Annotated in this window: 1 protein-coding gene; it reads left to right on the forward strand. The window is 74.0% G+C overall.

All coding sequences use genetic code 11. The features are described from left to right. Nucleotides 1–145: 145 nt before the first annotated feature. On the forward strand, nucleotides 146–1,333 hold a 1,188-nt coding region (locus ACYVD1_RS34680; protein WP_460778711.1), incomplete at its 3' end, for a serine/threonine protein kinase.

Genomic DNA, 1,333 nt, shown 5'->3' on the forward strand with positions numbered 1-1,333 from the left:
GCTCTTCCCGAGGCCGCGTGGATCAACGAACCGGACACCGCACCTACCGCGCAGCACAGCGCTGACCTGTGTGAAGCGGCCTGACGATCACCTACCCCTGTCCGATTCGACTTGACACACTCCGGACTCCTCCGGTGAGCGTGCCCTGTACCTGGTGATGAACTACGTCGAAGGCTTGGACCTGCGCGACTGGCGCGCCGAGAACGCCGTCCAGGGGCCGCGCGGGCAACGCGAGGTGCTGCGCTACCTGGAACAGGTCGCCCAGGTGCTGGACATGCTCCACTCCGGGCGTGCCACGCCCTCCAAGCGGGTGGTGGTGCACGGCGACCTGTCGCCCGGCAACATCATGATCAGCGAAGAGGGCCAGGCCACCCTGGTGGACTTCGGGCTGAGCCGAATCGCGGCCCGGCACATGACCGTCCGCCCGTGGTTCACCCCGGGCTACGCGGCACCGGAGATCTTCAACGGGGAGTACTCGCCCGCCACCGACCGGTACGCCTTCGGAGCGATCGCCTTCTTCTCCCTGACCGGAGAGGACCCGCCGCCCGCGCCGGAGCAGTTGAGGGAGCGGATGGCCGGACTGCCGCTACTGATGGCGGCGGGGGACCGGCAGCGCGAGATCGTCATGAGCATGTTCTCCGCCGACCCCTCGGAGCGTCCGGAGACCTCGGAGTGGGTCCGGGCCCTGCGTTCGCTGGCCACCTCGGTGCCCTGGACCGGGCCGACAGCGGACCCGGGCGGCCCCACGGGTCCCGGGGAACCCGGTGGCACGGCCGGGGCGCTGGCGGGTGGAGCGCTGGCCGGGGGAGCACTGGCGGCCGCCGCCGCGGTGAGCCCGGAGGACACGGACCCCGATCCCGCATCCGAGCCCGCGTCTGAAGCTGTTTCCGGGTCCGCCCCGGGAAGCCCGGACGCGGACACGGTGGCCGACGGGACGCGGCTGGGTGAGGATTCCGCGGAGCCCGAGGTGACGGGGCCGGACGCTCCGCCCCAGGGGAAGCGCTTCTCCGGGCCCGCCCCGGAGAGCGGACCCGCCGTCGACCCCGACGCCGACTCCGCTTCCGATCCGGGGGTCGAGGACATGTACAAGCGGCCCGTCGGCGGGATGCGCGGCAGCCCCAGCAGCCAGGCCCCGGAACCGCTGGAACAGCCGGATCCGCGGGAGCGGACGGAACCCCGGCCCCAGTCCGGTCCGCCGTCCGCACCGCCGACTACGCCCGCGGGCGGGCCGTCCGCCCCGGGCAGCGCCCCGTACCCCGGAGGAGCCCCCGGTCCGGGACAGCCGCCCGGAGGGGCGCCCCCGCACGGGCCCGGAGGCCAGCCGCCCCGCCCC

The organism is Nocardiopsis nanhaiensis, assembly GCF_054778635.1.